Source organism: Streptomyces sp. NBC_00448 (genome assembly GCF_036014115.1).
Taxonomy (GTDB): domain Bacteria; phylum Actinomycetota; class Actinomycetes; order Streptomycetales; family Streptomycetaceae; genus Actinacidiphila.
In genome coordinates this window covers 748104-768466 of the sequence record NZ_CP107913.1, presented here as the reverse complement: position 1 = coordinate 768466, position 20363 = coordinate 748104, and the positions used below count along the sequence as shown (strand labels likewise).

Below are 20363 nucleotides of genomic sequence, written 5' to 3'. Positions count from 1 at the left end.
CTGTTGAGCGATCAGGTAGCGAGGCGGCGGGGACCGGGGGAAGCGGAGTCACCCCTTGGTCGCGCCGCCGGTCAGGCCCTTGACGAAGTGGCGCTGGAACGCCAGGTAGAAGACGAGGATCGGGATGGTGGCGAGGAACATCAGCGCGAAGACCGCGCCGAAGTCCGACTGGTGCTCCCCGATGGCCCGGTAGATGCCCACGGTGACGGTGGTGCCGTTCGCCGGGCCCATGATGATCAGCGGGTTGAGGAAGTCGTTCCAGATCCAGACGCCGAGGAAGATCAGGACGGACGCCGAGGCCGGGCGCAGCAGCGGGAACACGATCTTCCAGAACACGCGGAACGGCCCGGCGCCGTCGAGGGCCGCGGCCTCCTCCAGCTCGATCGGGATGGTCTTGACGAAGCCGGTGAAGACGAACACGCCGAACGGGACGTAGTAGCCGACGTTGACCAGCACCAGGCCCGGGATCGTGGTCATGAGCCCGAACCAGCGCAGCACTTCGGTCACCGGTTCGAGGATCACCGCGGGCGGGATCATCAGTCCGCACAGCAGGGTCGCCAGCACCCCCTTGGCCCAGGCTCCCTTGGCCCGGGCCAGGTAGTGCCCGAGCATGGCGGAGACGATCGTCAGGGCGGTGACGGAGATGGCGGTGACCTCGACGCTGTTGATGAGGCCGTACCAGAACAGGTGGTCCGGGCGGGACAGCACCTGGTGGATCGAGGAGAGCGTCGGCGGGATCGGCAGGCTCACCGGGTGAGCGGTGATGTCCGGGCCGTGCTTGAACACGTTGACCAGGACCACGTAGAGCGGCAGGAAGAACACCGCGGTGACGAAGAGCGCCACTATCGGCCGGAGCCACAAGGACCGCTGGGAGTTCACAGCGTGACCTCCCGCCGCTGGAGCACGCGGAGCGCGAGGACCGAGATCACCGCGATGATGGCGAGCATGACGGTGGCCATCGCCGCGCCGTACCCGATGTGGTTTCCGGTGAACGTGGTCTGCACGACCTCGAAGGCGACGGTGGAGGTGGTGCCGTTGCCCGGGCCGCCGTTGGTGATCACCTGGATCTGGTCGTACGCCTTGAACCCGCTGATCAGCAGCATGACCGTGTTGATGGTCAGCGCGGGCGCCAGCATCGGCCAGGTGACGTTCCTGAAGCGCGTCAAGGTGCCGGCGCCGTCGATGGAGGCGGCCTCGTGCAGTTCGGCCGGCACACCGGCCAGGCCGGCCAGGTAGACGACGACGCAGAAGCCGAGCATCTGCCAGGTGATGATGAACGCGACCGAGTACAGCGCGAGATCGGGGTCGGACAGCCAGCCGGGCGGGTGGTGCACCCCGAGCTTCTTCAGCATCGAGTTGAGCAGGCCGTCGTCGGTGAGGATCGCCTGCCAGATCACCGAGACCACGACCGAGGACAGCACGACCGGCGTGAAGAACACCGAGCGCAGGGCGTTGTAGAGCCAGCCGCGCCGGTCGAGCAACAGGGCGACGAGCAGCCCGAGGACGTTGGCCAGGACCGTGATGATGACGGTGACGACGACGGTGTTCTTCAACGCCCCGGTGAAGTCGGGGTCGGAGAACAGCCGGGTGTAGTTCCGCAGACCGACCCACCGGGTCGGCGGATTGGCCGGGTTGCGGTTGGTGAGGCTGGTGCCGATCGTCATGGCGATCGGCACCAGGACGAAGGCGAGGTAGACGACGAGTCCGGGGGCGCCGAAGGTCAGGAAGTGCCACACCTTGGAGCACCGGGCGAACCATCGCCGGGCCGGACCGGCACCCGGCGAGTCCCGGGTGTGCGCGCCCGGGGGCGCGAGTGTCGCGGTCATGTCTGTCTTCTCCTCGTTCCTGGGTCGTCGTGCGGGAGGGCGCGGGCTACTCGTCGGCCTTGGCCCATTCGGAGTCGAGGAACGCCCCGAACTCCCGCGCGGTCTTCTTGCCGTTGATCAGGTCGGCGACTCCGGCGGCGGCCTTGTCCGCGACACCGGCCGGCAGCGAGTTGTCGCCGGACTCGACGGAGAAGGCGTCGACGATCGCGTGCTGCTTCACCGCCTGCTGGTAGAGGTCGAGCGTGGCGGTGTAGACCGGGCCCATGCCGGCGGGCGGGGTGTAGTCCTTCAGCGCGATGATCGACCCGTCGGTCTTCACCGAGGCGTCCAGCGAGGTCTTGTCGAGCATGAATGCCAGCGCCCACTTCTGGGCGAGCGCGACGTCGGGGGCCTTGGAGGACACGGACATGCCGCCACCGGTGTAGGACGGCACGACCAGCGAGCCGTCATCGGAGGGCCAGGCGAACACACCCACGTCGAAGGGGGGCTTCTTCGCGTCCGCGGAGGCGGCGAACCACGAGCCCATCGGGTACATCGCGCCCTTGTTGTCGCGGAACGCCTGCTCGTCGTCGGCGTAGGAGCGGGACAGGCCCGCGCGATCGATGTAGCCCTTCTTCGCCAGGTCCGAGACCTTCTGCGCGGCCCTGGTGAACGCCGGATCGGTGAACTTGGCCTTGCCCTTGGTCTTTTGCGCCAGCCAGTCGGGCTCGGGCTTGTAGGTGTCGGTGGCCACCGCGCCGATCAGCGGGTACATGTCGGCCCAGGTGTCCTTGCCGCCGCCGCCCACCACCAGCGGGTTGATCCCCTTGGTCTTCAACTTCGCGCAGTCGTCCAGCAGGTCCTGGTACGTCTTCGGCGGGGCGGCGATCCCGGCGGCGGTGAAGTCGGACTTGTTGTAGTACACCAGCGGCGTCGGCTGGGTGTCGTACGGGAGCTGGTAGATCTTGCCGCCGATGGGGTTGGAGTGCGGCGACACGAAGTCGCTGAGCTGCCCGTCGCTCCACGAGGCGAGCTGGCCGGCCTGCGCGAAACCGTTCGGCGACACCCCGATCATGATGTCCGGCAACTGGCCGGAGGCCGCGAGCTGCTTGGCGTAGCCGACGCGGTCCACCGACGGGGCCACCAGCTTCTTGATGGTGACGCCGGGCACCTTCGCCGAGGCCCGGGCGATCGCGTCGTCCCAGTACTTGGCCGTCAGGTTCGGCGTCTCGAAGGTCAGGAAGGTCAGCGTGACCTTCCCCTTCCCGCCTCCACCTCCCGACGCCTTGCCGGAGCCGCCGGCCGCACAGCCGGACAGGAGTATCGCCGCCACCAGGCCCGAAGCGGCCAGCGGCATCAGCTTGCGTCTCACGGAAGTCTCCATCCGTCGGTGTTAGATAACAAGACTTGTTTAACAATTGAGTCGAGAAGATACTGGTCTCCTGCGCCTGCTTGTCAAGGGGTCGCGGCCAGGTTGATGACGTATGAATCGAGGCAGGGGTCAGATGCGAATCACGGGCGGGGACCCGTCGGCGCTGCGCAGGCGGAACCTGGCGGCGATGCTGAGCAGGATGTACGAGCACGGCGCGCAGACCGTCACCGAACTCGCCCGGTCCACCGGCCTGTCCCGGCCGACCTGCGAGGAAGGCGTGGCCGAACTGCTCGCCCAGGGCTGGGTCACCGAGGGCGCGGCGCCGGACCCGGCGGCCGCCCGCCAGCCGGGACGGCCGGCCAGGCGCTACGAGTTCCACGCCGACGCGGGCCGGGTGCTGGGCGTGGACGTCGGCGCGCACAAGATCCTCGCGATGGTGGCCGATCTGCGCGGGGCCGTGACCGTGGCCCGGCGGATCGACGTCGATCCCGACCTGCCCGCCCGCGGGCGGCTGGCGGCGATGGGCGACGCGGTCACCGCCTGTCTGGCCCGCGAACCCGTCGCCGATCGCAGCCCGCTGCTGGCAGCCGTGATCGCCTCCCCGGGGGTCGTGGACGCCCGGGGGCGGGTGGTCCTGTCCAACGCCATGCCGGAGTTGACGGGGCTGAACCTCGCGGACGAGCTCGCCCGGACGCTGGGTATCGGCAGCGTGGACGGGCCGATCCACGCCGAGAACGACATGCGCATGGCCGCACTGGCCGAGCAGTGGCGGGGCGTTGCCGACGGGGTGCCCGACCTCGTGTACATCCACGCGGGCCACCGCCTGGGCGCGGCCGTGCTCATCGACGGCAGGCCCTACCGCGGTCATCGGGGCGCCGCCGGGGAGATCGGCACCCTCGGCCTGCTGGACTGGGCGAACAGCTACCGCCGCCTTCTGGCCTACGCCCCCGGCGGCACGACAGGCGACGCGACGCTGCGGGTCTTCACGGATCTGCGCGAGGGCAACGCCCAGGCCCGGGAGCTGGTCGACCGCTTCGCCCGCGACCTGGCCACCGGAGTCGCCGTCATGTCGATGACCATCGACCCGACGCTGGTCGTCGTCGGCGGCGGCATCTCCCAGGCCGGCGACGACATCATCGAGCCGGTCAGCCGGCACCTGGCCGACCTGTGCCTGTTCCCGCCGGAGGTCCAGGCATCGAGCCTGGGCGACGAGTCGGTCGCGCTCGGCGCCCTGCGCTACGGCCTCCAGGACGTGGAGGGGCGGCTGTTCGGGGCGGACGGGGCGGAGCGGGCTTCCTCGTGACGGCCGGGTGCACGGAACGCGCGCACTGCTGAGTGAAGTTGATCGGTCTGCCGCCGTTCCGATCAAGCCAGCGCGCCGCGTTGCTTGCGCGAAACCTTGACGCCATGCGACCGGCTCCTTACTCTCGGGGCCGTCTGAGCGAATCTGATGGGTTTCGTTGGGTCCGGCGGGTGTACCGATCGGTCTCGCACACCATCGCACCTGACCAGCAGTCATCCACCGATGAGGACGCCGTCCTCCCAGGAGACATGCCATGCACACGCACACCGAGCGACGGAGATCGGGCGGTGGGGACCGCTTCGTGGCCGTCGCCGCCGTCCTGGCCCTGATCATGGCCGCCGCGGCAGTCCTGCTGGCCCCGGCCAGAGCCGGCGCGGCCGCGTTGCCGGACACCTCGATCGCGGTCAACGGCCAGGACACCGGACGCACCTTCGACGGGCTCGGCGCGATCAGCGGCGGCGGTGGCAACACCCGGCTGCTCACCGACTACCCGGCCGCGCAGCGCAACGCGATCCTGGACTACCTCTTCAAGCCCGGCTACGGCGCCAACCTGCAACTCCTGAAGGTCGAGACCAGCGGGGACGGGAACACCACCTCCGGCGCCGAGCAGACCGTCGAGGAGACCCGGGGAGTGATCAACTGCCAGGCGGGCTACGAGTTCTGGCTTGCCCAGCAGGCGGTGAAGCGCAACCCGCACATCAAGCTCTACGGGCTGACCTGGGCGGCGCCGGGCTGGGTCGGCTCCAGCATGTACACGCAGAACGGCATCCAGTACATCACCGACTGGCTGGGCTGCGCCAAGCAACGCGGCCTCACCTTCGCCTACATGGGCGGCTGGAACGAGAAGGGCGGCTGGACCGCGGCCTGGTGGAAGGATCTCCGGGCGGCGCTGGACGCGCACGGCTTCGCCGGGGTCAAGCTGGTGGCCGCGGACCAGGTCAGCTCGTTCTCCGACGTCAGCGGCGCCATGGCGCAGGACCCGGACTTCGCCAAGGCGGTCTCGGTCATCGGCGAGCACTACCCCTGCGGGTGGAACGGCCCCACGCCGATCTCGGACTACCCCGACGTGGAGACGTCCTGCCCCTCCTCGCCGGCCGCCCAGGCACTGAACACCCCGCTGTGGGCCGCTGAACAGGGCTCGATGAGCTACAACGCCGGCGGTCTGCCGATGGCCCGCGCCGACAACATCGACTACGTCGACGGCCGGATGACCGCGAGCATCAACTGGCCCGCCGTCGCCTCGGCCTACTCGGACGTCGGCTTCGCCGACCAGGGACTGGTCAGGGCCGACGAGCCGTGGACGGGCTCCTACGACGTCGGCCTGTCGACCTGGGTGACCGCGCACACCACGCAGTTCGCGCAGCCGGGCTGGCAGTACCTGGACGGCGCCAGCGGCTACCTCGGCGGCCGGAGCTCCGACGACGTCGGCAGCTACGTGACGTTGAAGTCGCCCGGCGGCAAGGACTGGAGTTCCGTCGTCGAGACGACCCGGGCCACCGGCCCCCAGACGGTGAAGCTCACCGTCAGCGGCGGCCTGTCCACCCGGCCCGTGCACGTGTGGAGCACCAACCTGGTCTCCAACGACCGTTCGCAGTGGTTCGCGCAGGACCGCACGCTCGTACCCGACGCGCACGGCACGGTCACGATGACCCTCCAGCCCGACCACCTCTACTCGTTCACCACCACGACCGGGCAGCACAAGGGAAGCGCCGCGGCGCCGGCGAGCAAGCCGCTCGCACTGCCCTACTCCGACTCGTTCACCACCGGGACCCGGGGCCAGCAGGCCCGCTACCTGGCCACCATGGAGGGCGCGTTCACCGTCGAGCCGTGTGCCGGCCGCGGCGGCAACTGCGTGCAGATGGACACCCCGACCAAGCCGCTCGAATGGCAGTCGAACATCCAGACCCCCTACCCGTACACGGTGGGCGGCGACGAAGCCTGGAGCAACTACCAGGTGTCCGCCGACGTGCGCAACGCCCAGCCGGGTTCGGTCGGGATTCTGGGCCGCCAGAGCAACCTCGGCGGCACGGAGGAGGACCCGTCGAAGGTGCACTACTACTCGCTCACGCTCAGCGACACCGGCGCCTGGTCGATCAACCTCGCGGACGGCTCGGGCAGCGCGGCACGGTCGCTGGCCGGCGGAACGCTGTCCTCGGCGGCCGGGCTGAACACCTGGCACAACCTGGCGCTCACCTTCGACGGCTCGCTGATCTACGCCTCCGTCGACGGCACCACCGTCGGCTCGGCCACGGACACCACCCTCGCCGCCGGGAAGGTCGGCCTGGTCGCCAGTGGCTATCTGGCAGGCGAGCAGTACGACAACCTCAAGGTCAGCACGCTGACCGACCTCGCGGTCCCGGTCGCGCTGCCGGCCGGCACGCACACCCCGGAAGCGGTGACGAACGTCGGCTACGACGCCACCGGCAGCGCGGTGAACCAGTGGCAGTACAGCGGCTCGTGGCAGTCCGGCGGCGGAAACACCTGGGACGACACCGCCGGTGACAAGGCGACGCTGACCTTCCAGGGGGACGGCGTCACCCTGCAGTCCATGGCCAACGCCAGCAACGGCATCGTCGACGTGTCGGTGGACGGCGGCTCGCCCACCGCGGTCGACCTCTACAGCGGCAACGGCGCTCTGGCCTCGGTGTTCACCCGCACCGGTCTCGACCCCGCCCAGCAGCACACGTTGACCGTGACCGTCACCGGCGGCAAGAACCCCGCGTCCGGCGGCAGTTTCGCCTCCGTGGCCGGCGCCCTGGTGAGCGTGCCCGGCAAACCGGCCGCCGCGCCGGTGCTCGTAAGGCCGGCCGACGCGTCCTCGGTCCACGCGGGCCGGATACGGATCGAGGGCACCGCCACCCCGGGCGAACTGGTCACCGTCTCGGTGTCCGGCAAGCCCGCCTGCGTGGACCAACCCGCCGACGGGCACGGGAACTGGCGCTGCGACACGCACCTCCAGCGCGGGTCCGCGGTACTCACCGCGGTCGGCGTCGACCCCGTGACGGGCCTGATGTCGGCGCCCACCGCCCCGGTCCACGTGCGCGCCACGTAGACCGGAGCGGCGCCCGGGCGCTCCCGCCGCGCCATTGACGTCGCAAATTCACCGGGCCTACCGTAGATGTCTAGACCACTGTGAGGCCGCCGGACGGGCTCGGCCCACCGTCCGGCGCACCCGCGGCACCTCCACGTCGAGCGCGCCCGCAACGCGCACGGCGACGTACTCCTCGATCACGGAACTCCTCGATCACCGCACCCCTCGCTCGATGGTCGCACCAGGCCCGCCCCGCCGGCTGACCCTGCCGGCGGGCGCGGCCCGCGAAGGCACAGCGCACTCAGGAGCAAGCCGGACAGCAGACCAAGGAGGATGACTCGTGCAGCACTCCCACGGATCGACCCGCGCCAGACGCACAGTGGTCGTGGCCGCCGCCGCCCTCGCGCTCGCGGCCACCGGCGCGTTGCCCGGAGTCCGGGGGACGGCGCACGCCGCCGCCGCCCCGAGCGCACCGCAGATCTTCCCCACCCCCCGCTCCGTCACCCCGCACACCGGCCACGTCACCATCACCTCTGCCGTGACCCTGATCGCCGGGCCGTCCGCGGACACCTCGGCGATCAGCGCGACCGAGCAGGCCCTGCGCGCCGGGGGCGCCCGCACCTTCGCCCGCGCCGACCGCCCCGCGCGGCACGGCGGCCTCACGGTGTACGTCGGGGGCCCGGCCGAGACCCCCGGGTCCGCGGCAGCCCTGGCCGCCCTCAGGCTGCCGGGAACCGCCGGGCTGCCGGCCGAAGGCTACGAACTGGGCGTCGGGAACGGGTCGATCGTGCTGGCCGGAGCCGATCCCACCGGCACCTTCTACGCCGCGCAGACCCTCCGCCAGCTCGTGCGGCCCGACGGACGCGCTCCCCGCCGCACGCTGGACGGGCTCGCCGTGCGGGACTGGCCGTCCACCCCCTTGCGGGGCGTCATCGAGGGCTTCTACGGCACGCCGTGGTCGGACCCGGCCCGCCTGGACCAGCTCGACTACCTCGCCGCGCACAAGATGAACATCTACGTGTACTCGCCCAAGGACGACCCCTACCTGCGGGCGCAGTGGCGCGACCCGTACCCGGCCGACAAGCTCGCGGTGATCAAGAGCCTGTCCGACCGCGCCACCGCCGACCACGTGGCGTTCACCTACGCGCTTTCACCCGGCCTGTCCGTCTGCTACAGCTCCGACGCGGACGAGAAGGCGCTGGTGGCCAAGTTCCAGACGCTGTGGGACGTGGGTGTGCGCTCCTTCGCCGTCCCGCTGGACGACATCAGCTACACCAACTGGAACTGCGACGCCGACAAGACCAGGTTCGGCACCGGCGGCGGCGCGGCGGGCGCCGCGCAGTCGTACCTGCTCAACCGGGTGCAGCAGGACTTCATCGCCACCCACCCCGGCGCCGCAGCGCTGCAGATGGTGCCCACGGAGTACTACGACACCTCGCCCAGCCCCTACAAGACCGCCATCGCCCAGCAGTTGGACCCCGCCGTGCTGGTGGAGTGGACCGGCGAAGGCGTCGTCGCGCCCACCATCACGACCGCCCAGGCCCAGGAAGCCCGGCAGGTCTTCGGCCACAAGATCCTGGTCTGGGACAACTACCCGGTCAACGACTACGTCACCAACCGGCTGCTCCTCGCCCCCTACACCGGGCGCGAGCCGGGCGTGGCCGGCGCGGTGGCGGGGCTCACCTCGAACCCGATGATCCAGCCGTACGCGTCGAGGATCGCGCTGTTCACGATGGCGGACTACCTGTGGAACGCGGAGGCCTACGACCCGCAGACCTCGTGGAACGCGTCCCTCAGCGAGCTCGCCGGGGGAGACCCGAGGACCGCCGCCGCCCTGCGGGCCTTCGCCGACCTGAACTACACCTCGGCGCTGACCGGCGGTCAGGCACCCGAACTGAGCGCCGCGATCAAGCAGTTCTGGACCGCCTGGCCGACCGACCCGGCCAAGGCCGCCCGCACCCTGAGCCCCCGCCTGGCCGCCGTCGCCGCAGCCCCCGCGTACCTGCGGGCACATCTGCCGCACAGCGAACAGGGCTTCCTCACCGACGCCGCGCCGTGGCTCGACTCCACGGCCGACTGGGGAACGGCCACGCTCACCGCCCTGGACATGCTGCAACGGCAGCAGGCGGGCGACGCGGCCCACGCGTGGGCCGACCGGCAGGCGCTGCCCGCGCTGGTCGCGGCGGCCTCCGCACACGGCGTCCTGGTCGGGGACACCGTGGTGGACACCTTCGTCACCGACGCCGAGAACCGGTACGACGCCGCGCTCGGCGTCGTGCACACCCGTTCCACGGCGACCACCTCCCTGGGCACCTACAACGGCAACAACCCCGCGAACTACACCGACGGCGACCCCGACACCTTCTTCTGGTCGGACGCGGCCCCGTCGGTCGGTGACTACGTCGGTGTCGACCTGGGCTCGGCGCGGCCGATCAGCACCGTCGACATCCTCATGGGCAAGGCGACGAGTGCGGAGGACTACATCCACCAGGGGACCCTGGAGTACTCCTCCGACGGCACCACCTGGAAGTCGCTGGGCGACTTCAGCAACACCGCCGAGGTGAAGGCCGAAGCCCCCGCCGGGACCACCGCCCGCTACGTGCGGCTGCGCAACACCGCGGCGCAGGACAACTGGGTGGTGGTACGGGAGTTCACGGTCGGCTCACCGCTGACGGCGGTCACCGCTTCCGGGACCCCGGCCCCGGCGGCGGACTCGTCGCTTGCCGCCGCGGTGGACGGCGACCTGACCACCGCCTACCACGCCGGCGCCGTCCCCGCCTCCGGCGACGCGCTCGTCGTGACGCTGCCGGCGGCGAAGGCACTGGACTCGGTGCTGGTCCTGCAGCCCGGCACCGGCCGCGCCCGGGCCCTGGTGCAGGTCCACGACGGCACCACATGGCGGACGATCGGCGCGCTGACCGGGCCGTACACCCGCCTGCCCGCGCACGGCGTCGCGACCGACACCGTCCGCCTGCTGTGGACGGCCGGCAGCCCGGCCCCGGTGGTCTCCGAGATCGTGGCGAGCGCCGCCGGCTGATCATCGGCCTCCGCGGATGAGCGAACGGACGGGCCCGCTCACGAGCACGGTGAGCGGGCCCGTCCTCGCCGTCCGGGCGTGTGCGTGGCCGGTACGGAGCCCCGCCGGTCGCCCGCCACCCGAGCGGCCCATCCCCGCGCGCGAGTGAGGGGCGCCGTGGTGGGTACTGGGGAGGAGGGGGATCACAGGAGCGAGAGGGGTTGCCGTGCACGACCAGATGGTGCAGCTGGCTCTGACCACGAACGCCCGGGAGGACATCACCTGGTACGCGATCATCGCGGTGATCTTCATCATCGGCGTGATCTTCGCGATCCGGAGCAACTGATCTGATCTTTCCCGTCCCGCGAACCGCCCCGCGAACCGTCCCGGCGGAGCGTGTGCGCGTGCCGGCCCGCCCCCGCAGTGCGGGAGCGGGCCGGCACGTTCCGGGCGGGGCGGTCCTCAGCGGCCCGTCGGGTGGCCGGTGGGCCGGGCCGCGACCGTCAGCGTGACGGGCAGCGGCGCGACCGCGTGCAGCGCGTCGCTCTCGAATCCGAGCGACCCGGCCACGGTCCCGGGGCGGTCGCCGGTCAGCCGTACGGTCACGGTGACCGAGCGCCCGGCCGGGACGGTGACGGTGTCGCGGCTCAGCGAGAGCCACGGCAGGTGGACGGGTCCGGCCTGGTCGTAGCCGGTGAGCCGGTAGGCGCCGGTCAGGGAGTCGTCCGCGGTGACCCCGCCGACCGAGTAGAGCCCGGTCGCCCCGGCGCCGTAGTACTGCGGCCCCGGCAGGTCCGGCAACTGGGCCCACCAGTCGGCGGCCGGGTCGTAGGCGAAGGCCCGGGCACTGGCGGCCTGGCCGTCCTCGACGATGCCGCCCGCGACGACCAGTTCGCCGTTCGCCGTGGCGGCCGTCGCGCACTGCGCGTCGACGGGGAGCGCGGCGACACGGTGCCAGCGGTTCGCGGCGGGGTCGTACCCGAAGGCGTCCGTGGTGGAGCCACCCGCGGTGACGCCGCCCGCGCAGTACAGGCGCCCGCCGGTCGCGCCGCACTGCGTGTTCATGATGTTCTCGGGGTAGTCGGCCGCCTTGCTCCACGTGTCGGTCGCGGGGTCGTAGACCGCGACGACGGCGGTGGCGTCCGCGTCGGTGGTGAGCCCGCCCACCTCGTAGATCCTGCCGTCGAGCACGGCGGTGGCACCGGCGATCGTGTAAGGGTCGGGCGCGGCCTCGGTCCAGCTGTCGGTGGCCGGGTCGTAGACCTGGGTCGCCGGCTGGACCGTGAGCAGGGGGCCGACACCGCCGGTGACGTAGAGCTTCCCGCCGACGAATCCGGACCCGGCCGCGGCCACGGCGTGGGGTGCGTCGGCCTTCCGCTGCCAGGCGCCGCTGCTCGGGTCGTAGGCGTAGAAGGTGTTGGTGACGTCCTCGGTCCCGGCGCCCAGGCCGGCGTAGACGACGCCCTGGTCGGTACCGGCGACGCCCTGCACGGACGGGGTCGGCAGGTCGGGCAGGCCGGTCCAGGCCGGCGCCGGGGCACCGGTCTGCGCGGCGGCCGGGGCCGCGGAGGTCCCGTGCGGGGCGGCGGTCTTCGTGCTGCCGACGCCGTGCCCGGCCCGGGCGGCCGCGGCCAAAACCTCGGCCAGCGGCCGGGCGGTGCCCTGCTTCAGCGGCACCGCCTGCTTGCTGGCGGGGGCCCCGGACGGCGCGGACGGCGTACCGGCCGAGGCGGCGCCGTCCGATGCGAACTGGTCGATGCGGACGGTCGCGGGGCCGTCCCCGGAGTTGGTGAGGGTCAGCTTCCTGGTCGCCGAGCCGTGCGGGCGCACGGTCGCGCTCAGGTCGCCGCTGACGGTGATCTCCCCGTTGGCCAGGGCGAGATCGACCCGGGTGACGCGGTCGGCGGCCAGCTTCACCGAGGCGCGCGCCTGGTCGTAGTAGACGAGCGAGCCGGTGACGGTGCGGTGACCGGTGGCCGGGGAGAACAGCCAGTAGAAGGCGTCGGAGCCGCCGCCGGGCCCCGCCCCCGCGGCCGCGGTGGCGCCCGCGGTGGTGCCCGCCACGGCGACGGCCACGCCGTCGAGCGGCCGGCCGGTCCGCGCGCTGGTCACGTCGCCGGCGACGAGCGTGCCCTTGTCGAGGTGCAGCCACGCCTGCGCGAGGGAGACGTCGGCGATGTCCCACCAGCCCACGGCGGAGGTGGTGTAGTGGAAGCGCAGCCGGACGGACCGGTCGTTCCCGGCGGCCGGCACCACGGCGTGCTGCGCGCCGGATTCGGTTCCGTCGCCGGTCCAGACGGTCTGCCAGGTCGCCCCGCCGTCCGCGGTGGAGTCGATGCTCGCCAGGCCGCCGGCCTGGACGGTGCGGAAGGTCAGCAGCAGGGACTTGCCCGCCGGCTGCGCCGTCGCGGGGGTCACCAGGGTGGAGTCGGTGTCGCCGCCGGACATCGCGGACGCGAAGCCGAGCGTGGGGTCGGCCGTCCAACTGGACGGGTCGGGGGCGTGGAAGGTCCAGGGATCGCCCTTGGCGCTGGTGGTGCTCCAGCCCGCCGGGATGGTTCCGGTGGCGAACTTCTCGGTGGCGGACGTGGCCGTCTTCTGGGTGTAGCCGGGGGCCGAGCCGTCGGACGCGAGCAGTTGCGCGTCGAGCCCGATGTCGTGCACGACGTTCCCGGAGCCGACCTGCACCTGCACGTCGCGTTGGGTGTAGCCGGGAATCGCGGAGGCCACGTGCAGGGTGTAGCTGCCGTTCGCCGGGACGTCCACGGAGTAGGCGCCGGTGTAGAAGTCGCTGCTGAAGGGCGCCGCCTCGGAGCCGTCGTCCAGAGCGAGGGTCGCGCCCAGCGGCCAGCCGTGGCCCGAGGCGTCGGTGACCTTGCCGCTGAGCGTGACCATCGCCCGGCGGGCCAGCACGAAGTCGCCGGCCGTGGTCGTGCCGGTGGTGACGGTGGCGGCGTGCGAGACGGAGGTCCAGCCGAACTCGGCCGCGGTGACGGTGTAGTCGCCGACCGGCAGCGGGAGGCTGTACGTGCCGTCGCTGCGGGTCGTGGTGCGGCCGGACGCCGCCCCCGTCGCGGTCACCCGCACTCCGCCGACGGGCGCGCCCGCCTCGTCGGTGACCTTGCCGGCGACCGTACCGAAGTCGGTCGCGGCGAAGGCGGTGGTGCCGTCGGGGGTGCCGAGCCCGGTCGGGCCGTCGTAACCCGGGCCCGCCGTGCACAGGTAGGCCGTGGTGCAGGTGCCGTTGGAGCCGGAGGTGACGTCGTTGAGCGCACCGGGCCGCGCGTACGGGAAGGTGTTCGGCCGGCCGTGGTCGGCTATCGGCCCGGCCAGCGCGTAGACGGATGCGATGACGGGGGCCGCGACGCTCGTGCCGCCGTACTGCGCCCAGCCGTCGCCGCTGCTGCCGTAGGTGTCGTAGACGGCCACGCCGGTGTGCGGGTCGGCGACGGCGGAGACGTCCGCGACGGCCCGGTTGCCGCAGCCGGTGTCGGTCTGGAAGGACGGCTTGGGCACGTAGGCGGAGCAGCCGGAGCCCGCGCCCGACCACGCCGTCTCGGTCCAGCCCTTCGCGGTGCCGGCGTCCTTGGTCAGCGCGGTGCCGCCGACGGCGGTGACCTCAGGGGCCGCCGCCGGGAACTGGACGCCGTATCCGTCGTCACCGGAGCTGGCGACGACGGCCACGCCCGGGTGGTCGTAGTGGGCGTCGGCGAACGCGGCCTCGGTCCCGTCCTCCGAGCCGCCGTAGCTGTTGGAGATGTACGTGGCGCCGAGCGCGGCTGCCTCGTCCACGGCCGCGGCGAGGTCCGCGAGGGAGGCCGAGTCGGCCTCGACCAGGAGGATGTCCGCCTCCGGGGCGACGGCCGACACCATGTCCAGGTCGAGCGAGATCTCGGTCGCCCAGCCCGCGTCGGGGGTCGGGTAGCTGTTCTGCGAGCCGCGCTGGTCGACCTTGGTGAACTGGCCGGGCTGGAGCGCGGGCAGGCCGAACTGCGTGCGGTAGACGGCCAGGTCGGCCGCCGCGGTCGGGGCGTCGTAGGCGTCCACGATGGCGATGGTCGCGCCCCGGCCGCCGTCCGCCGGGAGGTGGTACGCGCTGAGCAGGTCGCCGGGGCCGTAGCCGGAGGGCGCGACCGCCGCGGCCTTGACGCCGGTGCCCGCGGCGGTGCCGTCGACCCGCTTGGCGAAGCAGCGGGCCACGCCCTTCGCCTTGGGGGCCGCGCAGGACGACGTGACGGCGCCGGTGCGCTTGGGCGCGCGCGAGCCGGGGGCGGTGGACGTGTGGACGGTCGTGCCGGAGGGCTTGCCCGCGGGCTTGCCGGCCGGGGCTTTCGCCGCAGTGGCCGTTGCGGCCGGAGCCGCTGCCGGCGCCGCGGGTTGCGGCGCTGCGGCCTCGGCCGTACCGAGGGGGCCCGCGGCGGCCACCGCGAGGGCGGCGGCGAGGAGGACGCCGAGGGCGCCCGCGGCTCGTCGTCGCCGGGTTCGTCCGGGCGGGGGGCCGCCCACGTCGTGGGGGAGGGAGGGAATTCGCACCTTGCCACCAATGTGGTCGGGGCGGCCGGGTACGCCGCCGGGTCGATTCGTGAGGGGTGAGAAACCGGGCAGTCGGGGTCAGGTCGCGGCAGCGATGCTTCTCGCCGGAGATCACGCAGGTCAAGAGCGCTCTACGCCAGTGTCGTAAAGTGCTATGGCAGCAGCGGGAATTGCTGTCACACTCGGCGGATGCTCAACGTCCTCGGTCTGACCGCCGCCGAACAGGCCCTCTACGAGCTGCTGTTGACCCGGCCCTCGGTCACCGAGGCCGAACTCGGGCCACCGCCGGAAGCCGCCGGAGCCGAGGCAGGTGCCGGAACCGGGGCCAGCGCCGGAGCCGGAACCGAGGCAGCCTCCGGTGCCGCGCCGGGCACCGCGGTACGCGCCAGACTGCGCCGGCTGGAGCAACTCGGCCTGGTCGCCCGGCTGCCCGAGGACCCGCCGCGCTACGTCGTCGCCCCGCCGGGCGACGCCCTGGACGAGGTGCTCTTCGCGCGGGACCGCGAACTGGCCGCCGCCCGGCGCCGGGTGGCCGAACTCACCGCGCGCGCCGCCCGTCCGCCGACCGTCACCGACCCCCTCGACCTGGTCGAGATCGCCCACGGCCCCGAGGCGGTGACGCGGTGGCACGAGCGGCTCCAGCGCGGCGCCCGCAAGGAGATCAGGGCCTTCGACTCGCCGCCGTACATCAACGACCACCACGCCAACCCGCTGGAGTTGGAGCAGCTGCGGCGCGGCATCCGCTACCGCGCGATCTACGACCGGCGCGCCCTCGGCCTTCCCGGCGGGGTCGCGTTCCTCGACGACTTCACCTCGGCGGGCGAGATCGCCCGGGTCGTCACCGACGTGCCCATCAAGCTCGTGCTGAGCGACGAGCCGCTGGCGATGCTGCCGCTGCGCGAGGCGGCCGCCCGCGGGGACTGGCTGATCGTGCACGGCTCCGTGCTCTACGACGGGCTGTCCGCGCTGTTCGAGACCTACTGGGAGCGTGCCCTCCCGCTCCGGTTCGCCACCGGCCCGGGCGACGGGCCGCAGGACGGCCCCTCCCCGCTCGACCGGGCCCTGCTGACCCTGCTCACGGCGGGCCACACCGAGGACGTCATCGCCGAACACCTCGGCTGGCACAAGCAGACCGTCCGCCGCCACCTGGCCGACCTGATGCGCCGCCTCGACGCCACCTCGCGCTTCCAGGCCGGCTACCAGGCGGTGCGCCGGGGCTGGCTGCGCCCGGACCACGAGGCTCCCGGGGGCGCCGCCGATGCCGGGCACTGACGACCGCCGCGGGTTCGCCGCCCCCGAACCGGAGGGGGCCGCCGGGCAGTTGCGCGCCCTCGGCGTCGGGGCGGCCGAGGAAGCGGCGTACGAACTGCTGCTCGTCCACCCCGCCGCCGAACTGGCCGCCTTCTGGGACCGCCCCGAGGATCTGGGCGCGACGCTGGCGGCGCTCGAACGTCAGGGCCTGGCCGCGCGCGAACCGGGGCCCGTCCCGCGCTACCGGCCCGCGCCCCCGGCCATCGCGCTGGGCAGGCTCGTCGCGGAACGCGAGCAGCGGCTGCGCGAGGCCCGCGAGCACCTGGCCGAGTTGACCGACCGTTACCACCGGCGCCAGATCGCCGCGCCGGACCCGGAGGTGGTCGTCGAGGTCGTCACCGGCCGCGACGCCGTACTCCAGCGCACCGCCCAGGTCCAGTGGCGGGCCCGCGAGCAGATCCGCTGCCTGGACGACGCGCCGGGGGCCCGCGGCGCCCTCGCCGACGATCTGCGGCTGCTCGGGCTCGGCGTCGACCTCCGGGCGATCTACGGCAGTTCGGCGATGGAACGGGCCGACGCGCTCAGCGAGGTCGAGCGACTGGCCGCCGCCGGGCAGCGCGTCCGGGTGCTGCCCGCCGTGCCGATGCGGCTGTACCTGGTGGACCGGGAGGTCGCCGTGGTGCCGCTGCGCGGTGCCGCCCGCGCGGCCGGGCGCCGCGACGACGCGCGCGCCGGGCTCGACGCCGTGGTCATCGTGCACCCCTCGATGCTGCTGGACGCCCTGTCCGGCCTCTTCGAGAGCCTGTGGGACCGAGCCCTGCCCCTGCCGCTCACCTTCGGCGAACCGGCGCAGGCGGCGCGGATGGCGCAGGCGGCGCAGACGTCGGGAGCCGCGGAGACAGCGGCGACGGGGGCGGCGGCGACGACGGCGCCGGACACGGCGGCCCCCGAGGACGGCAGGCTGCTCTCGCTGCTGCTGGCCGGCCTCACCGACAAGGCGAGCGCCCGCCAACTCGGCGTGAGCCAGCGCACCGTCCAGCGCCGGGTCGCCGCTCTCCTCGACTCCCTCGGCGCCCGCACCCGCTTCCAGGCCGGCGCCCGGTTCGCCCTCCACGGCCCCGACCCGGGCACGCCCCCTCCCTCGGCCCGTCCGGGAACCGCACCCGGGCCCTGACGCGACGGGGCGTCACCGGGCAGGGTGGGCCTCGGCGTTCCGGCTCACCCGCGGACGGTGGCGGCGCCGGCGTCGTCGGATGCGGCGTCGACCGCGTCGTAGTCGCTCTTGGAGGTGTTCGCGAGCGGTACGTCGAAGCGGGTGGTGGCGGCCATCCACTTGGCGAAGACGGTGTCACCGCGGGCGGTGAGCGCCTCGTACAGGCGCAGGCTCAGGTCGCGGCGCACCTGGTCGTAGGCCGGCACCTCGTGCACGTTGGTCAGCTCGTGCGGGTCCCTGCGCAGGTCGTAGAGCTCGTTGACGGACTCGGGGTTGACCACCAGCTTGAAATCCGGGGTGCGCAGCATGCGCTGCTGGTGGTGGAAGTGGTGGCCGTGGAACTCCGCCACCAGGTCGGTGCGCCAGTCAGCGGCCTCCTGCGCGTGCACCAGCGGCAGCAGGCTGCTGCCGTCGACGGCGGCCGAGGGATCGAGGCCGGCCAGGTCGAGGATCGTGGCGGTGCAGTCGGTCAGGGTGGTGAAGCGGTCGTCGACCCGGCCGGCGGGGGCGCCGGGGACGCGGAGCAGGCCGGGGATGCGGTAGATGTCGTCGTACATCGCCGGGCCCTTGTCGTTGAGGCGGTGGGCGCCGGTGAACTCGCCGTGGTCGGCGGTGAAGAAGACGGCCGTGCGGTCGGTCTGGCCCAGCTCGTCGAGGACGTCCAGCACCCGGCCGATCTCGGCGTCGATCATCGAGACGTAACCCCAGTACACCGCGATCAGTTTGCGCCACTCGTCGGGGGAGAAGCTGTCCGCCGACCAGTAGGTGCTGTACTGCTGCTGGACCGGCGGCTTGCCCTGGAAGTTCTCCGCGAACGAGTCCGGCAGCTCGACCACGGCGGGGTCGATCAGGTCGTAGTACTCGTCGGGGATGAGGTACGGCAGATGAGGGCCGTAGAAGTGCAGGGAGAGGTGGAAGGGCCGGCCGGTGGCGGCGTAGCCGCGCAGCATCTCGATGGCGCGGTCGGCGAGGAAGTGTTCGAAGGTCGCCTCCACCGGCTGGTCGAGGCGCGCGGCGAGGAGGTGGCCGGGGCGGTCGCCCGGCAGGGTGCCGCGTATGCGGTCGCGGATGCTGACCGGGGGCAGGCCGCGTGCGGCGAGCCAGTCCTGGTACTCGCTGTTCAGCACCGGGTTGATGGCACCGGGCAGGTACGGCCCGTCGAACCCGAAGTCGGCGGGCCGGCGCGTCTCCCCGACGTGCCACTTGCCGACCTGCCCGACCTGGTAGCCCGCGCCGCGCAGGGCCTGCGAGAAGGTGAACTCGTCCTCGGCGAGGTCGGTGCGGTAGCCGATGTTCCACTCGTCGTTCGCCAGCAGGCGGTGCCGGAACGGCGATTTGCCGGTCAGCAGGCTGGCGCGCGCCGGGGTGCAGATGGCGGTCGGGGTGAAGGCGTGGGTGAAGCGGGTGCCGCCGGCGGCGAGACGGTCCAGGTTCGGGGTGCGCGCGTGGGGGTTCCCGTACGCGCCGATGCTGTCGATGCGGTGCTGATCTGTCATCAGGAAGAGGATGTTGCGGGCCTGTCGGGGCGTGTCCATCAGTGCTCCTGGGGTGGAATGCGGCCCCCGGCGTCGTCGCGGGGCGCGGTGCGGTAGGGGTGGTAGCCCTCGAGGATCGGCGAGTTGTGGTAGACGAGGGCGAGGGCGCCGGTGACGGCGGCGGTGTCGCCGGCCCGGGCGCGGCCCACCTGCACGCTCTCGCGCATGGCCGGCAGCAGGTGGGCGTCGAGGGCCGCGGTGAAGGCCCGCTCCGCCTCCGGCGGGGCGTACGCCAGCATCCCGCCGAGGACGACGCGGGAGATGTCCATGGTCGTCACGGCGGCGCCGACGGCGCGGCCGCAGAGTTCGGCGGCCCGGGTCAGCTCCTCGGCGAGCGCGGGGTCCGCGGCCAGTTCGGAGAAGGGCCGTCCGGCCCGCTTGACGCGGGCGCGGCGCAGCAGCACCGGCAGCGCGGTGTACGTCTCCAGGCAGCCCCGGGCGCCGCAGCGGCAGGCGGGCCCCTCCGGGTCGATCCGTACATGGCCGACTTCGCCGGCCGCGCCGGTCGCGCCGCGGTAGAGGCGGCCGCCGATCACGATGCCCGCGCCGACGCCCTCGCCGAGGTGGAAGTAGAGCAGGGAGCCGGTGACGAGGTCGGTGCCCCAGCCGGTCTCGGCGAGCGCGGCCAGACGCAGGTTGTTGTCGACGTGCACCGGCGCGTTGAACTCCGCGGTGAGGCGGTCGGCCGCCACCCGCCAGGCGGCGTCGGGGGCGGACTGCCCCACCGGTCCCGCGACACCCATGCCGATGCCGGTGAGATGGGTCGGTTCGATGCCGTGCTCCTGGTACAGGCACCGCACCTCCTCTATGGCGATCCGCGCCCGGTCGAGCCAGTTGAGGGCCGGCCGGTGGCTGCGTACCGCGGTGCCGACGATCTGCTGCTGCGCGTCGGCGACGGCGACCGCGGTGGACGCGATCTGGAAGGCCACGCCGATGGAGCGGACGCTGCCCTGGGACAGGACGACGAGCCGGGTGGGGCGGCCGGGCCCGGCCCGGCGCTCCTCGGCCGCGGGCCGGTCCACGACCACCCCGTCGGCGAGGAGTTCGGCGACGATGCTGGAGACGGTGGCGCGCGACAGACCCGTGCGCGCGATGATCGCGGCCCGGCTGATCGGCCCGGAACGCAGCAGGGCGAGGACCTGCTCAGTGTTCAGGCGCCGCACAGATCCCTTCATATTTTGTCAATCTCCTCGACACAATCCAGGGGGACGGAGCGGGTCTCACCGTACACAGATGCCTGGTGATCGCAAGTTCGCGACTCACCGTGAAATTAATTATGTCCAAGTTGTAGACAGAAAAAAACG

At 72.6% G+C, this 20363-nt stretch carries 11 protein-coding genes; 5 read left to right on the top strand and 6 right to left on the bottom strand.

The window, feature by feature from the left end:
- Nucleotides 1-48 precede the first annotated feature (48 nt).
- Genes OG370_RS03330 through OG370_RS03320 form a run of 3 tightly spaced genes read right to left on the bottom strand, consistent with a single transcriptional unit; the run spans nt 49 to nt 3177 of the window.
- Nucleotides 49-879, bottom strand: a complete 831-nt coding sequence (locus OG370_RS03330) for a carbohydrate ABC transporter permease (RefSeq protein ID WP_328460401.1) — start codon at nt 877-879, stop codon at nt 49-51.
- Complete coding sequence (locus OG370_RS03325) at nt 876-1826, bottom strand: carbohydrate ABC transporter permease (RefSeq protein ID WP_328460399.1); 951 nt, start codon at nt 1824-1826, stop codon at nt 876-878. The genes OG370_RS03330 and OG370_RS03325 overlap by 4 nt, the downstream gene beginning before the upstream one ends.
- Nucleotides 1827-1872: 46 nt before the next feature.
- On the bottom strand, nt 1873-3177 hold the full coding sequence (locus OG370_RS03320; RefSeq protein ID WP_328460397.1) for an ABC transporter substrate-binding protein: 1305 nt from the start codon (nt 3175-3177) through the stop codon (nt 1873-1875).
- A gap of 133 nt (nt 3178-3310) precedes the next feature.
- Between OG370_RS03320 and OG370_RS03315 the strand changes: the two genes are divergently transcribed.
- The 3 genes from OG370_RS03315 to OG370_RS03305 all read left to right on the top strand — a co-directional run bounded on the left by OG370_RS03315 (nt 3311) and on the right by OG370_RS03305 (nt 10548).
- Nucleotides 3311-4480, top strand: coding sequence for an ROK family transcriptional regulator (locus OG370_RS03315; RefSeq protein ID WP_328460395.1), 1170 nt, complete (start codon nt 3311-3313; stop codon nt 4478-4480).
- 253 nt (nt 4481-4733) lie between these two features.
- Nucleotides 4734-7532 (top strand): galactosylceramidase, encoded by a 2799-nt coding sequence (locus OG370_RS03310; protein ID WP_328460393.1) that lies wholly within the window; start codon nt 4734-4736, stop codon nt 7530-7532.
- Nucleotides 7533-7851: 319 nt separating this feature from the next.
- A complete protein-coding gene (locus OG370_RS03305) occupies nt 7852-10548 on the top strand; it encodes a beta-N-acetylglucosaminidase domain-containing protein (protein WP_328460391.1) in 2697 nt (898 codons plus the stop codon).
- Between the two features lie 441 nt (nt 10549-10989).
- On the opposite strand, the gene OG370_RS03300 is transcribed toward OG370_RS03305, so the two are convergent.
- The gene (locus tag OG370_RS03300) at nt 10990-15060 is read right to left on the bottom strand and encodes a carboxypeptidase regulatory-like domain-containing protein (protein ID WP_328460389.1); all 4071 of its coding nucleotides are present in this window, start codon (nt 15058-15060) and stop codon (nt 10990-10992) included.
- Nucleotides 15061-15249: 189 nt separating this feature from the next.
- Between OG370_RS03300 and OG370_RS03295 the strand changes: the two genes are divergently transcribed.
- Nucleotides 15250-16332: a LuxR C-terminal-related transcriptional regulator gene (locus OG370_RS03295; RefSeq protein ID WP_328460387.1), complete on the top strand. Its 1083-nt coding sequence runs from the start codon at nt 15250-15252 to the stop codon at nt 16330-16332.
- Complete coding sequence (locus OG370_RS03290) at nt 16319-17485, top strand: hypothetical protein (protein WP_328460385.1); 1167 nt, start codon at nt 16319-16321, stop codon at nt 17483-17485. Before OG370_RS03295 ends, OG370_RS03290 begins: the two co-directional genes overlap by 14 nt.
- A 44-nt stretch (nt 17486-17529) precedes the next feature.
- Here OG370_RS03290 and OG370_RS03285 read toward each other — a convergent pair whose 3' ends face one another.
- Nucleotides 17530-19059, bottom strand: coding sequence for a sulfatase-like hydrolase/transferase (locus tag OG370_RS03285; protein WP_328460383.1), 1530 nt, complete (start codon nt 19057-19059; stop codon nt 17530-17532).
- Nucleotides 19059-20234, bottom strand: a complete 1176-nt coding sequence (locus tag OG370_RS03280; protein ID WP_328460381.1) for an ROK family transcriptional regulator — start codon at nt 20232-20234, stop codon at nt 19059-19061. Before OG370_RS03280 ends, OG370_RS03285 begins: the two co-directional genes overlap by 1 nt.
- Nucleotides 20235-20363 lie beyond the last annotated feature (129 nt).